This window comes from Bombella mellum (genome assembly GCF_014048465.1).
Taxonomy (GTDB): domain Bacteria; phylum Pseudomonadota; class Alphaproteobacteria; order Acetobacterales; family Acetobacteraceae; genus Bombella; species Bombella mellum.
Genome location: NZ_PDLY01000005.1, coordinates 38,237 through 52,143, shown reverse-complemented (window position 1 = coordinate 52,143; position 13,907 = coordinate 38,237). Strand labels below are relative to the sequence as shown.

Genomic DNA, 13,907 nt, shown 5'->3' with positions numbered 1-13,907 from the left:
ACCGTCCCGGTCGGGACGGTGACCGCCGGTCATGAAAAACCCCGCTCCATACATGACGGAACGGGGTTTTTTCTGTCTGGCCTGAAACTGGCCAGAGGCTCAGGCAGCCTGCCGGGCCTCGGCACCTTTCTGCCCACGCAGGCGACGCCATAGCCTGACACCACCCAACGCCATGCGGGCTGCAAACGGAGCCATCTGCGGGCGCAGCAGCCGAGGGTCATAACCGGCAAAGCGACGCTCGTTCTCCTTGAGGCACAGCTCCATCAGCTCGACAAAGTCGACCTGCTTGTCCGTCATGCTCTGCGCACCGGTCACGGTGAAGTTGTTGTCCTGCGTATGCTCCACGCCATCATCGTCGAAGCTGCGGACGAGGCTCAGACGCTCATAGAGCAGGAAGAACAGCACGCCGATCACCCGCATCTCGAACCACGGGCGACGCCAGAGCGGCATCACCGCCCGATGATAGGCCAGCCAGTTGGCGAACAGCAGGATGTGGCGACATTCCTCCTGCATGACCGGCTCGAATGTCTCGATCAGCTCCATCGGGAACAGGCCCGCCTTCTCGGCAAGGGAGAAGAGACCGAAGGCGAAGAAACTGTCCCAGCACTCGGAGAAGCCTGTCACCAGATAGGCCCACTCCGTGTCACGAGGTTCGATGTAGGGGTCTTCAGGAGCCAGCGGGATGCCGTAATGCTCCACCATGCGGGCCAGAACCTCCTTGTGGCGGTTCTCTTCCCACGCATTGCGGGCGATGGCGTCCTTCACATCCGGGTCTTCCAGCATGTCGGCATAGGCGGCCATGCGGAGGCGGGCCTTGCCCTCGGTCTGCACGGCAATGTCCCAGATCGGCAGGGAGGTGATGCGATGCAGCGTCTCGGGGTCCAGCTCCGGCCAGGGGATGACGGACGGCTTGTAGGGATTGAACGTGTCACGGAACATGTCGGCCATGGCCTTCTTGTGTTCCGGCGTGCCCGGTTTCAGCGGTCCCTTGACGGGGCTGCTCCAGTGGCGGGCATCATAGTCCACCTGCTCCAGAGTTTTCTCCGAAGGGCTGTCCGGCAGGTGGGAGTAAATGTCTGCCAGAGAGCTCTTCCCGGCTGCTTTACGTGCATCGCTCACGATAAGGCTCCTTTTCCTTGTAGGACTCAGCCCTGCTCGAGATCGGCTGCCGACGAAATGATGCGACTGACTAGCCCGTACGCAACCGCCTCCTTCGCCGACATCCAGTAGTTGCGGTCCGTGTCACGGGCCACCTTCTCGTAGGGCTGTCCTGTTTCATGCGCAAAAAGCCTGTTCAGACGTTCGCGCATCTTGATGATCTCGCGGGCCTCGATATCAATGTCGGTCGCCGGTCCCCGCACGCCGCCCATCGGCTGGTGCAGCAGAAACCGGGTATTGGGTAGACACACGCGCCGCTCCGGCCGCCCCGCCGCAAAGATCAGCGCACCGGCGGAGGCCACCCAGCCCGTGCCGATGATGTTAACTGGAGCGACGGAATCCACGAAGCGGATCATGTCATGGATGGTGTCGCCACTTTCCACATGGCCACCGGGAGAATTGACATAAACATCAATCGGTCTGTCCGATTCTCCGGCCAGAGCCAGCAGCCGCCCCGTGATGTCACGGGCCATGCGGTCATTCACCCCACCAAAGATCAGCACCTTGCGCTGTTCGAAAAGGTGACGTTCCACCTCCGGTGCGGGGCCGGACTTCCTGTCCTCCGCTCCAGCTTCCTCCGGCTCATCTTCCATGACAGGATACATCATGGCGGCACCATGCCGGACAGCCCCTTCGGCAGGGGAAGAAGCCCTGTGGCGGGCAGTGTCATGATTGTGGCGTTCATCATATGTCATCATGGTGCTTATCCTGCCCCTGCTTGCCCTCTCTGCCAAGCCATAAAAACGCCCTTCCATGCAGCTTTTTCATCGTTTCCAGCGATAAAATCAGGACCCTTTTTCTCCCTTTCTTTCCCGGTAAGGAATTGCGTCCGGGAGAAGAGACACATATTCTGACGGCTCACCGTTCCATTCTGGGGCTTTCCTGTTTTGGCCCTGCCCCCTCTCTGCCCCTGTTGCACGCCGGACCATGACACTCAGCCTTTCCAGACGTTCTTTCCACATCATTTCCGCCTCCGCCACACGTCGTCCCGGCCTCCTCAGGCTCGGTCTCTGCCTGCTGGCCCTGCCCCTGCTCACCGCAGGCTGCCAGCACCGTGATGCCATCGACACGACACGGGACATCACGCACGACATCTTCGGCGGGGAGATCACGAAGCTGCACCCCCCGACACCGGGTTATGACCGGCCAGCTCCCAAGATCACCCTCATCCCCACCACGACGCCGGAATTCCCCAGTGCGGATGCCCGGGCCATGATCACGAATCGGCTGGAACAGGACCGCAACTATTCCCAGCGGGTCGCCGCCTCCGGCGGTGCCCTGCCTGTCGGCATGGTCAATCCGCCACCTCCCCGTCCCCAGAACGGTGGCTCCATGACCCTGGGGAGCAGCAGCTCCGGTCCGGCCGCCAGTGCACCTGCCGTACGCCAGAGCCGTGAAGCGGACCCTGCCATCACTTCCGATGGTGGCTCGAGCCTGACATATCAGCCCATCTCCCACGCCCTGCCCATCGTGCTGCCGGACCCCGGCCAGCCCCCCCGGCCCCTGCTTTTCCCCGGCTTCACACTGCCCCGCACCATCCTGCCCGTCATTCCGGATTTTGACAGGGCCACCCCCGCCGGAACGCTCGTCCGCTTTCAGGCAGACACGGATCATCTGGACGGCGACCAGACCGACACCTTCACCCAGATCGTGGCGCACCGCCGCCATCACCGCCTGCTCATCCGTGGTTTCGGCACGACCCTCAGTGCCCAGAGCGGCCTCTCCCCCGATGAACAGGCCCATGAGATCGGCCTTGCCCTGCTGCGGGCAAGGGCCGTCGCCCAGCAGCTGGCCCACCTCGGTGTCCCGCAGGCTGACATGCGCCTGACGGGCGAGGCCATCGGTGACGGTGTCCGTGTTTCCTACGAAATGAACGTCCGGCCCGGAAAAGCCGCCACTCACTGAAACTTTACCCGGCTCCGTCAGGCCTTTCCGCCACGGCCTGACGGGGAACGGCATGAAAAAGAAGGGGAAATTTTCCACCTTTTATGGTGAAAGCCCCTTGTCGGACCGGCCTGCCTCATGAAACATGGGATGCCCACCCGTACGGGAACACCTGCCCGGGACGGGACACCCTTTACTCCGGTGGAGCCCATGAAGCCCCCGTCCTGCTGATTGATTGAGTGTCATGACCGAAGAGTTCCACAAGATTCGCCGCCTGCCGCCCTATGTCTTTGCTGAAGTCAACAAAGCCAAGGCCGCCGCACGGGCCGCCGGGGAAGACATTGTGGACCTCGGCATGGGCAACCCGGACAGCCCTCCCCCCCAGCATGTCATCGACAAGCTGGCCGAGACGCTGCGCAACCCCCGGGTGCATGGCTATTCTGTCAGCCGTGGCATTCCCGGCCTCCGCAAGGCCCAGGCCGCCTATTATGAACGCCGCTTCGGCGTGAAGCTGGACCCGGAGACGGAGATCATCGCCACGATCGGCTCCAAGGAAGGACTGGCCAACCTGGCCTCAGCCATCACCAGCCCCGGTGACACCATCTTGGTGCCGAACCCGTCCTACCCCATCCACCAGTTCGGCTTCATCATTGCCGGAGCCTCCGTCCGCTCCGTCCCGGCCTCACCGGATGATGCGATGCTGGAAGCCCTGTACCGGGCCGTGCGCCACTCCGTCCCCAAGCCGACGGCCCTCATCATCAACTTTCCCTCCAATCCGACCGCCTATCTGGCCTCGAAGGAGTTCTACAAAGAAATCGTCAAGTTCGCCCGGAAGGAAAACATCTGGGTCCTGTCCGACCTCGCCTATTCGGAAATCTATTTCGGTGACGAGCCACCGCCATCCATCCTCTCCATCGAAGGTGCGAAGGACATTGCGGTGGAATTCACCTCCATGTCCAAGACCTATTCCATGGCCGGATGGCGCATCGGCTTTGCCGCCGGGAATCCCCGTCTCATCCAGGCCCTGACACGCATCAAGTCCTATCTGGACTATGGAGCCTTCACGCCGGTGCAGGTTGCCGCCACGGCCGCCCTGAACGGCCCGCAGGATTATGTCGAGGACATGCGCCTGCTCTACAGGGACAGGCGGGATGTCCTCATCCGTGGTCTCCACGCCGCCGGGTGGGATGTCCCCTCGCCGGAAGGTTCCATGTTCGCCTGGGCACCGATCCCCCCCAAATTCGCCCATCTGGGCAGCGTGGGCTTCTCCAAGCTCCTGCTGAAGGAAGCCAAGGTCGCCGTGGCACCGGGGCTTGGCTTCGGTGAACATGGGGACGGGTTTGTCCGCATCGGCCTTGTGGAGAACAACCAGCGTCTCCGTCAGGCCACACGCTCCATCAAGAACTTCATGAACCAGCACAACGCCCTCAAACCGTAACGCCTCCCGGCCCTGCCTCCGGCAGGGTCACAGCCTGACAGGACCACGCCTCCCATGACCTCCGTGCATCACGACACTGCCCCATCCTCCGCCACATCCCCGCTCCGGCTGGGCATCGCCGGCCTCGGAACGGTGGGCACGGGCGTCATCCGTCTTCTCCGCCAGCATGAGGACCTGCTGCACAGCCGCACGGGCCGGAAGATCGAGGTCGTGGCCGTCAGTGCCCGCAACCGTAACCGGGACCGTGGGATCGACCTCTCCGGCCTCCGCTGGCATGACGATCCCGTGGCCCTGACCAGCGACCCTGACGTGGATGTCGTCGTCGAGCTGATGGGGGGAGCCGAAGGGACGGCCCGCACACTGGTGACGAACGCCCTGAAAGCGGGCAAGGCCGTCGTGACGGCCAACAAGGCCCTCGTGGCCCGCCATGCGGAAGAGCTGGCCCATCTCAGCCACACACACAAGGCTCCCCTGCTGTTCGAGGCCGCCGTGGCCGGTGGCATTCCAGCCATCAAGGTGGTGCGTGAGGGCGTGGCTGCCGATGCCCTGACCCGCCTGGGCGGCATCCTCAACGGGACAAGCAACTTCATCCTCACCGAGATGGCCGAAACGGGTCGTGCCTTCGAGGACGTGCTGAAAGAAGCGCAGGATAAAGGCTATGCCGAGGCTGATCCTTCCGCCGACATTGATGGCTGGGACGCCGCCCACAAGCTGAGCATCCTGACCGCCATCGCTTTCCGCCCGATCGTTTTTGACAGTCTGGCCGTCAGCGGAATGCGGCGCATCACCACGGATGACATCCATCAGGCCCGCAGGCTCGGCTATGCCATCAAGATGCTGGGCGTGGCCCGCCGCCTGCCGGAAGACCGTGTGGAAGCCTGGGTGCAGCCCTGCCTCATCCCGGCCCGGTCAGGACTGGCGCAGGTCAATGGCGTCTATAACGCCCTGACGACAGAAGGTCCCTTCAGTGGCCCGATCACCATTTCCGGACAGGGTGCCGGGGAAGGCCCCACGGCTGACGCCGTCATGGCCGACGTGATCGACCTTGCCCGTGGGCACGGCCTGCCCCTCTGGGGCCGGGTTGATGAGCAGGCCCCCATCCCCTGCGAACCCGTGGAAGGTCTGGTCAGCCGTTTCTATCTCCGCATCACGCTCGGCCAGGGGACCGAAGCCGAAACGGCCCTGAGCGACATCAGGACCTTCCTCGGCAATGAGGACATCGCCGTGGAACAGGGTCACCATCATGCGTCCCAGAAGGGAGCCACGCAGCTCATCCTGCTGACAGGCCCTGTCACGCTGAACGATATCAGCCGCATCCTGCCCATGCTTGAGGAAAGCCCTCTGGTGGATGGCACGCCGCTGGCCCTGAAAGTGGAAGACCTCCCATGACAGCGAAGCAGAACCACCACGTCCCGCATGAATATCGTGTCACGGGCCGCAATCTGGGACTGGACCTTGCCCGCGTGACCGAGGCCGCCGCCATCGCCTCCGCCCGCTGGACGGGCCGTGGCGACAAGAATGCTGCTGACGGTGCCGCCGTCGCCGCCATGCGCAAGGCTTTCGATACGGTCGCCATCAACGGCACCGTCACCATTGGCGAGGGGGAAATGGATGAAGCCCCCATGCTGTATATCGGTGAGAAGGTGGGCTGTGGTGGACCGGAGATGGACATCGCCGTGGACCCGCTGGAAGGCACCAACCTCTGCGCCCGCAGCCTGCCCAATGCCATCACGGTCGTGGCTCTGGCACAGAAAGGCTGCTTCCTCCATGCTCCTGACATCTACATGCAGAAGATCGCCGTAGGCCCCGGCCTTCCGGAGGGCGTGGTGGATATTGACGCCTCCATAGGCCAGAATCTCGCCAGCCTCGCACGGGCCAAGAAATGCGACGTCAGTGATCTGGTCCTCTGTGCGCTGGAACGTGAACGCCATGAGGAGCTTGTCGCCAGAGCACGGGAAGCCGGTGCCCGTGTCCGCCTGCTCAGCGATGGCGACGTGGCCGCCGTGATCGCCACATGCCTCCCCGGCAGCGGCGTGGACATCTACGCCGGTAGCGGGGGCGCACCGGAGGGCGTGCTGGCCGCTGCGGCCATACGCTGCATGAACGGACAGATGCAGGGCCGCCTGCTCTTCGAGAACGAGGCGCAGATCACCCGCACCCGTGGCATGATTCGCCCTGACCTCGACCCCACACAGGCCCTCAGCCTGACGGACATGGCCGCCGGACCGGTCTTTTTCTGTGCCACGGGCGTCACGTCCGGAGACCTGCTGCGGGGGATCGAATACCCCTCCGACAGCTACATCCGCACCCATTCCGTCATGATGCGCTCGGAAAGCGGCACCATCCGCTACATGGAAACCTACCACCATTTCGACCCTCACAAGGCCTGATGCCTCCAGAATCCTCCAGACAGCCTGACACCACCGTCCTCAATGTCCGGCAGAGTGCGGGACTGCGACGCTGGGTCTGGCGTCATCCCGTGCTGGCGGAAACGGACAGCCGGCTTGCGCTGGCCCTCGCCCAGAAAATGGACATCTCCGAGCTGGCCGCCCGCATCCTGGCCGGGCGGGGCGTTTCTGCCGAGACGGTGGAAGCCTATCTCCAGCCCCGGCTGCGGGACGCCCTCCCTGATCCGTCCATCCTGAAGGACATGGACGCCACGGCCCTGCGTCTGGCCACGGCCGTGGAGCGGCAGGAGACGGTCGGCATCCTGGGCGATTACGATGTGGACGGGGCCTGCGGCACGGCCCTGCTCGGTTCCACACTCACCGCTCTTGGCTGTACGATCGTCACCCACATTCCCGACAGGCTGACGGAAGGATACGGCCCCAACATTCCGGCCCTGCAATCCCTGCTGGACCGGGGAGCCTCCCTGCTCGTCTGCGTGGACTGCGGCACGGCCGCCATCGACATTCTGGACCATTTTGAAGGACAGGCCGACCGGATCGTCCTAGACCATCACAAACCGGACGGACTGCGCCTGCCCAAGGGGCTGGTCGTGAACCCGAACCGGCTGGACTGTGATTCCGGTCTGGGCCATCTTTGTGCCACGGCCGTGGCCTTCCTGACCGTCATAGCCCTGCAACGCACCCTCCGCCAGCAGGGCTGGTTCGACGCACACCCCGCACCAGACCTCATGTCCCTGCTGGACCTCACGGCCTTGGCCACCATCTGCGACGTCATGCCGCTGCGGGACCTCAACCGTGCCCTCGTGGCACAGGGGCTGAAGGTGATGAACCGCCGTGAGCGGATCGGACTGGCCGCCCTGGCCAACGTGGCGGGCGTGAAAGCCAATGCCAGTGCCATGAGCTGTGGCTTCGCCCTTGGCCCACGCATCAATGCCGGAGGGCGCATCGCCAAGGCGGACCAGGGATTGCAGCTTCTGCTCAGCCGGTCCAAGACGGAAGCCCGCCTCATCGCCGAGGAACTGGATGAAATCAACCGCAGACGCCAGACCGTGGAAAGCCACATTCTGGACGCCGCAACGGAGCGTGCCCAGAAGCAGATTGAGGCAGGCCATGCCGTCATCTTTCTGCATGGCGGTGACTGGCACCCCGGCGTGGTCGGCATCGTGGCCGGACGGCTGAAAGAACGGTTCAACCGCCCTGCCCTGGTCGCCGCCCTGCAGGATGGTGTGGTGAAAGGCTCCGCCCGGTCCGTGACGGGTCTGGATATCGGGGCCGCCATCATACACGCCCTTCAGTCCGGCCTGCTCCTGACAGGAGGAGGCCATGCGATGGCTGCCGGTTTTTCCATAGCCGAAGACCGCTGCGACGCCCTCCATGCCCTGCTGGATGAAACCCTCAGTGACGCCCTCTCCCTTCCGCCCCAGGAAGACCTGCTGCTGGACGGTGTCATCACCATCAAAGGAGCCACACCCGACCTGGCCCGGCAGATCGCCCTGCTGGCCCCCTTCGGCCCCGCCAATGAGGAACCCCTGCTGGCCATGAGGGACGTCCGCTGCGTGAAGGCAGACCGGATCGGACAGGATGGCAACACACTCCGTGTCATCCTTCAGGGAGCTGACGGATACAGCCGCATCAAGGGACTTGTCTTCCGGGCCGGGGACAGACGCTTCACGGACCTGCTGGAAGACCTCAGCCGCCCCCTGCTGCATGTAGCCGGGCAGCTGCGGCTTGAAACATGGCAGGAACGGGAAAATCTCACTTTTTTCATTTTTGACGCCGCACGGGCTTGACGCCACCCCCTTTCCTGCCTATTAACCGCCTCACGCCTTTAGTCCCGTTCGTCTAGAGGCCTAGGACACCGCCCTTTCACGGCGGCAACACGGGTTCGAATCCCGTACGGGACGCCAGCTTCTCCTTCATATTTCAGAGAGTTCATCCTCAGGGTACCATGCTGTGGGTATGTTTCCTATATGCTGGTCGCCCTCCTGCTGGCTGTCCACATGAAACAGAATGGCTATAATTCTCTAAAATATTAGAGCAATAATACCTTTTCCCGAAAGGGCCATTATTTGCCTTACATAACAAGGTTACTTTAAACTTCTCTGAAGACTGAATTATGCTACCCGGATAACGTCATAGCCATTCTGAGAAAGACCATCATGCCATCATCCTCAGAACAGAAAATCAACAAACTGATTTCCCAATGCATTGAAAATGCCATGAAAGGCGATGCCACCGCACAATTCGACCTTGATGCGATGTACCATGATGGTGATGGGGTGTCCCAAGATGCTAAAAGAGCACTTTTCTGGTACCAGTCAGACAGATGCGGGGAATAGGAAAAAATCTCATTCCAGTTTAGAGGCGTGGCTGAGCAGACTATTCAGCCAACACAAATAGATCTGGCCACCTCACCCCACAAAAACCCCCTCAACCTCCAGCAGCAGTTCTGTCCGGCAGATGTCGGCAATGAAAAGCGGGGACTGTTCCAACGGGCACTGGAAAGCCTGTGAAATACCCTCCCTCACGACCACAGCATCTTCAGGATGGCGGACATAGAGTTTCATGCTTTCGAAACGGCCATTCTCGAGACGGGAAAAACGTTTCCGGGCCGCATCAAGCAGTGACCTGATCGTTTCGATCGTGACGGAAAGCTGCTCCTCCACCGTCTCCCCGACGGATTCATGTCCCCGGATGCTTGCCGTGCCGGAAAGATACAGGACGGTCCTCTCCACTCCCTCCATGACGGTGGCCCGGGCAAAGGACGGCGAACGACGCCCGTAACGGGGCGGATAATGATAGGCAGGAAGCTGGCTGGGATTCTCCAGATTGATGCCTCTCACATGACGGTGGGCAATCAGGAAGACGGCCACGCCACCGGAAGACAGACCAATGCCCGTGGCCGCAGGCAGCTCACCCAGACTGACATTCATGACCTCGAAGGCCTGGGAACGACCACTGCAGAAATCCCGGTAGCGTTCCTCCCCCCGGGCATTGTCCTGATTGATGGCTCCCAAATAGTTCCACATCCGGTAGACATGACCAAAGCCCTTCTCACGGGCCAGCGCAATCAATCTTTCATAATGGGACTGGACGGCCTCACACAGTTCCGGCTGGTCCTGCACCCAGAACCCCGCAAAAAAGAGGTCGCCTTCACAGCTCCAGCCGATGCCATCTTCCAGACCACTCAGACTCTGCCCGGTGGACACGTCTCCCATGCCCTTTCCAGACAGTGACACAGGATGCCAGCTTTCATGAAGGACGGGAGGATGCCCCGGCAGTGTCATGAAGACACGGCCATCATCCACATGCAGCCCGGCTTCCGTTCCCCCATAACGGATGGTGGCCAGCGGGGATGCCCCGGCTTCAACGGTTCCAGAATGATAGACGGGCAACAGTACCATCATGTTTCAGGCCACCTCATGCAGATTCATAATGTTCCGGCATGTTGCAGGACATGACGGAAGACAGGACATGGCCAGATACCATGCCAGCAAATGAAATTTAATCTTTTCTCATGAACACCGACCGGCCCGCCATGACATTCTGCTTCAGGGAGGAATGCGCATAGTTCCGTATGACGAGACGCCGGACCATCATTTCCACCATGAAACAGACGACCGCTGCCAGAACCGTCCCTCCCCTGAGCGGAATGCGCCACCAGTCTTCATGCGGGGCGAGGAGCCACGCCATGAATGGAGCCAGAAGGGCAAGAACAAAAAAGACACTCCATGTCCATGTCAGGCCAACCGTGTATCTCTGCACGTCCGGCCGCAGGGGACTGCCATGCACCGCCTCCGCCAGACGGGTCACCAGCGGCACCTGCCCCCTCCGGAGAGACCGGACAAACATGGCCAGCATTCCCCACAGCATCAGCTCATATATGGCCAGCTGATCGCAGAGCCGGAGCAGGACCGGAGCATACCAGCCCGACACCCCCACGACGGGCACCGCCACCAACCAGACCGGATGCCGCCCGAAGAGAAAACCGGCCAGCTGCATCATGAGGCCACAGCTGACACAGCCTGCAAACCAGGCCGATCCGACAGGGGCCAGACTGACCACGGCAAGCCCCCCAGCCAGCAGGAGAAACCGCCCTGTCCGGCCTGCCCACCTCTTGCTGAAGCATGAACCCGCTGCTAGATTGTGATAGACCTTACCTATCATCAATGGATTAACCTCTTAGTGACGACAGTTCCCTCTTCTCACGAACAGTCACCTCTGGAACGTGAATTGGCTGCCCATTTAACAGAGGCTGTCCAGCTGGATATGGACCCCCTGGACATTGATCCCGAAATGCCCCTCTTCGGCGAAGGACTTGGCCTTGATTCCATCGATGTGCTGGAAATAGCCCTGATGGTCAACACGCAATACGGGATCAAGCTGGAATCACACGATGACAACAACCGTGAGATATTCCACTCCCTCCGCTCGCTTGCACATCATATCAGCACACACCGTCCTGGCTGATGGCCGCCCAGCCTGACCTGTCTCTCATCACGGCACCAGACCGTCCCGTCTTCCATACGGCTACGGGGCCTCTGTCCGGCAGGCAGCTGCTTGCCCACGCCCGGGCACTGGCAGACCGGCTGCCTGCACGGCCCGTCATCAACCTGTATACCAGCCCGGTCCAGTTCACCCTCGTCTTTCTGGCCACCCTCCTGAACGGGCAGTACTGTCTCCTCTCGAGCAATCATGCCGTGTCCCAGCTTCTGGCCCTCCAGAAGGACCATGATGCGCTCTGCACGGGGCCGTCCCTGCCGGAAGCCCTCACCGGCTTTTCCCTGCCTCCGCTCTCCGAGCTGACATCCACCCGGCAGGACAGCATCCAGCTGCCCGCCGACCATGAGGCGGCCCATGTCTTCACCTCCGGCAGCACGGGGCAGGCCAGGGTCCACAGGAAATGCTGGGGCGAACTCGTGGCACGCAGCCATGCCGCCCTGCCCCTGCTGGCTCCCTCACGCCCCGCAGAAACCACCCTGCTCGGGACAGTGCCTCCCTATCACATGTACGGCTTCGAGACCCTCATCCTGCAGAGCCTGCACACCCCGACAGCCACCGCCAGCGGCCCCTGTTTCTTTCCGGGCGACGTGGAGAAACTTCTGGCCAGCACGCCAGCCCCGCACACCCTCATCACCACGCCCGTTCATCTGCGGTCTCTCACGACGGCCGACATTCGGCTGCCGGGGCTGGAACGCATCATCTCGGCTTCCGCCCCCCTGCCACGGGACCTTGCCCTGGAGGCTGAAAACCGGTTCCAGGCCCCGGTCATGGAAATCTATGGCTCGACCGAAACCGGGTCCATCGCCAGCCGCCGGACCATCAGCCCCAGGCCGTGGCAGCTCTATGACGGCATCACCCTGACCGCAGACCCCGCCGATGAACAGACCCACATCTTCAAGGCTCCTCATGCCACGTCGCATCCCCTGAATGACGTCATCACGATGCAGGGGGACCGCCACTTCCATCTGGCCGACCGCAAGGGAGACCTGCTCAAGATAGCTGGCAAACGCACCTCCTACGGTGCCCTCAACAGGACCCTGCTCCAGAGGGACGGGATCATCGACGGCTGCTTCGCCCCCCTTTTCAGCGAGCAGGAACTTGAGGAAGGCCGGACCGAACCGACCCGCATGCAGGCCTTCATCGTCACCCAGTCTGATGACACCGCCGCCATCATGAAGGCCCTCCGCCAGCATGTGGACCCGGTCTTCATGCCACGGCGGCTGGTGCGCCTGCCCGGCCTGCCACGCAATGCCGTCGGCAAGCTGACACGGCAGGCCCTGGAGACACTCGTGCGGGACCATGCTGAGAAATGCGCCCATCCGCCTTTTTCCGTCCCGGCCACCCATCCCGCCCTGCCGGGACATTTCCCCGGGAATCCCACCGTTCCGGGTGTCATCCTGCTGGAAAAGATTTTCGCCCTGCTGGACCTGAAGGTCCATGCGATCAGCAGCGTCAAGTTCCTTTCCGTCGTGCGCCCGGATGAACCCGTGCAGCTTTTCTCGAGTGCGCTGGGGGATGGGCAGATACGCTTCACCCTCCATCACCTGTCCGAACCCATGAAAGGAACGGTGATTCTCCGGGGGCATGTCAGGAGCCGACACTGATGCGGCGCAACACGTGGCTCCGTCCGGAAAAGGGCAACCCGCTGGCCGCACGCCTGCTGATATGGATTGCCCTCCATCTGGGCTATCGTGCCACCTCCCTCCTGCGCTGGCCGGTGACGCTCTATTATGCTGCCGTCTATGCCACCGTCAGACGGGCCTCATGGCACTATCTCCACCGGCTGCATGAAGTGGGAAAACGGCCCCGCCCCCACTGGGGCATGGTGCTGGCCCATGTCCACGCCTACAGCACCAACATACTGGACAGGATCTACCTGCTCAGCGGCCGCTTCCCCCACGGGAACATCACGGTCAGCGGGCAGGAGGTGCTGCTGGAGGCCATGCAGGAGGGAACGGGCTGCATCATCATGGGTGCCCATATCGGGTCCTTCGACGCCCTGCGCCAGTTCGGTCTGGACTCCTCGGCCTGCTTCCGCATGCTGATGTACCGCCGCTTCGTCGGGGCCACGTCCCGTTTCATCGAGGCCCTCGCCCCCGACTTCAACGCCGACATCATCGAGCTGGGCCAGCCCCACAGCATGCTGACGACCCTGAAGGCCCTGCGGAATGGCGAGTTCGTGGGCATCCTGGCAGACAGGGCACACGATGACAGCCGTTCCATACCCGTCCGCTTTCTGGGCAGGGACGCCCCCATCCCGACAGGCCCGTTCCATCTGGCCATGCTGACGAAGGCTCCGGTCATTCTCGTCTCGGCCATACGGCAGAAAAATGGTACCTACCATATTGCCTGCAGACGCCTGACTGATACTCTCCCTGCGGAGACCGGATCAGCCACATCAGAAAATGAGCTGCTCCCGCACATGCAGGCCTATGTCCGCTGGATGGAGGAGCTGTGCCTGCACCACCCTTATGCCTGGTTCAATTTCTTCGATTTCTGGGAAGAAGGCCTCTGAC

General features: G+C 62.2%; 12 protein-coding genes and 1 tRNA gene. 9 read left to right on the top strand and 4 right to left on the bottom strand.

Going from position 1 to position 13,907, the window contains the following annotated elements; all coding sequences use genetic code 11:
• Window positions 1–99 precede the first annotated feature (99 nt).
• Entirely contained in the window at window positions 100–1,119 is a 1,020-nt protein-coding gene (locus tag CPA56_RS08155) for a ferritin-like domain-containing protein (RefSeq protein WP_182041525.1), read from the bottom strand.
• A 26-nt stretch (window positions 1,120–1,145) separates the two neighbouring features.
• On the bottom strand, window positions 1,146–1,763 hold the full coding sequence (locus tag CPA56_RS08150) for an ATP-dependent Clp protease proteolytic subunit (RefSeq protein ID WP_407645674.1): 618 nt from the start codon (window positions 1,761–1,763) through the stop codon (window positions 1,146–1,148).
• Between the two features lie 322 nt (window positions 1,764–2,085).
• On the opposite strand from CPA56_RS08150, the gene CPA56_RS08145 reads away from it, so the two are divergent.
• The 6 genes from CPA56_RS08145 (at window position 2,086) to CPA56_RS08120 (ending at window position 8,795) form a co-directional block, all read left to right on the top strand.
• A complete protein-coding gene (locus tag CPA56_RS08145) occupies window positions 2,086–3,063 on the top strand; it encodes a hypothetical protein (RefSeq protein WP_182041524.1) in 978 nt (325 codons plus the stop codon).
• A gap of 223 nt (window positions 3,064–3,286) precedes the next feature.
• Complete coding sequence (locus CPA56_RS08140; RefSeq protein WP_182041523.1) at window positions 3,287–4,480, top strand: LL-diaminopimelate aminotransferase; 1,194 nt, start codon at window positions 3,287–3,289, stop codon at window positions 4,478–4,480.
• 54 nt (window positions 4,481–4,534) lie between these two features.
• Entirely contained in the window at window positions 4,535–5,869 is a 1,335-nt protein-coding gene (locus CPA56_RS08135) for a homoserine dehydrogenase (protein ID WP_182041522.1), read from the top strand.
• Window positions 5,866–6,870: a class II fructose-bisphosphatase gene (gene glpX, locus CPA56_RS08130; protein WP_182041521.1), complete on the top strand. Its 1,005-nt coding sequence runs from the start codon at window positions 5,866–5,868 to the stop codon at window positions 6,868–6,870. The genes CPA56_RS08135 and glpX overlap by 4 nt, the downstream gene beginning before the upstream one ends.
• A complete protein-coding gene (gene recJ / locus CPA56_RS08125; RefSeq protein WP_182041520.1) occupies window positions 6,870–8,678 on the top strand; it encodes a single-stranded-DNA-specific exonuclease RecJ in 1,809 nt (602 codons plus the stop codon). The genes glpX and recJ overlap by 1 nt, the downstream gene beginning before the upstream one ends.
• Window positions 8,679–8,719: 41 nt before the next feature.
• Window positions 8,720–8,795, top strand: a tRNA-Glu gene (locus tag CPA56_RS08120).
• Between the two features lie 504 nt (window positions 8,796–9,299).
• On the opposite strand, the gene CPA56_RS08110 is transcribed toward CPA56_RS08120, so the two are convergent.
• Window positions 9,300–10,295 (bottom strand): chorismate transformation enzyme, FkbO/Hyg5 family, encoded by a 996-nt coding sequence (locus CPA56_RS08110; protein ID WP_182041518.1) that lies wholly within the window; start codon window positions 10,293–10,295, stop codon window positions 9,300–9,302.
• A gap of 97 nt (window positions 10,296–10,392) precedes the next feature.
• Entirely contained in the window at window positions 10,393–11,058 is a 666-nt protein-coding gene (locus CPA56_RS08105) for a COG4648 family protein (protein WP_182041517.1), read from the bottom strand.
• Here CPA56_RS08105 and CPA56_RS08100 point away from each other — a divergent pair.
• From CPA56_RS08100 to CPA56_RS08090, 3 genes are read left to right on the top strand one after another with little or no spacing between them, the layout of a single operon-like run.
• The gene (locus CPA56_RS08100; RefSeq protein ID WP_326831318.1) at window positions 11,035–11,358 is read left to right on the top strand and encodes a phosphopantetheine-binding protein; all 324 of its coding nucleotides are present in this window, start codon (window positions 11,035–11,037) and stop codon (window positions 11,356–11,358) included. The two genes, CPA56_RS08105 and CPA56_RS08100, sit on opposite strands and share 24 nt — an antisense overlap.
• Window positions 11,358–12,995, top strand: coding sequence for an AMP-binding protein (locus CPA56_RS08095; protein ID WP_182041515.1), 1,638 nt, complete (start codon window positions 11,358–11,360; stop codon window positions 12,993–12,995). The genes CPA56_RS08100 and CPA56_RS08095 overlap by 1 nt, the downstream gene beginning before the upstream one ends.
• Complete coding sequence (locus CPA56_RS08090; RefSeq protein WP_182041514.1) at window positions 12,995–13,906, top strand: LpxL/LpxP family acyltransferase; 912 nt, start codon at window positions 12,995–12,997, stop codon at window positions 13,904–13,906. Before CPA56_RS08095 ends, CPA56_RS08090 begins: the two co-directional genes overlap by 1 nt.
• Window position 13,907: the final 1 nt, after the last annotated feature.